At 63.7% G+C, this 344-nt stretch carries 1 protein-coding gene; it reads left to right on the forward strand.

Going from position 1 to position 344, the window contains the following annotated elements:
* Positions 1–297 (forward strand): hypothetical protein (locus PSD17_RS24650; RefSeq protein ID WP_339124707.1); only part of this gene is annotated, 297 nt, incomplete at its 5' end.
* Between the last annotated feature and the right edge of the window lie 47 nt (positions 298–344).

Here is a 344-nt window from a genome sequence, read left to right on the forward strand (position 1 = left end):
GCACGAACCCGGCGCACGAACCCCACCGAGACGAGGCCCGAAATGTTCAAGTCCCACTGCAGCACCAGCAAGCACCACAACGACGACTACGGCAAGCACTGCGACGACAACTGGTCCGACAAGCACCACAACTGGGACGACAAGTACTCGCACTGCTGGGACAACGGCCGCTACGACGACGACTACTGCGACAAGTCCTCCTACAGCGACTCCCACTGCCACGACTCCTACGACAAGGGCTGCCACGACAACTACGACCACTCCTCGTCCTACGGCAGCCACCACGCCTACAACTGACCTCCCACGACGAGCGCCCCGGACCCACGCAGGGTCCGGGGCGCTCG

The sequence above is a fragment of the Pseudonocardia sp. D17 genome, assembly GCF_036984265.1.
Taxonomy (GTDB): Bacteria; Actinomycetota; Actinomycetes; order Mycobacteriales; family Pseudonocardiaceae; genus Pseudonocardia; species Pseudonocardia benzenivorans.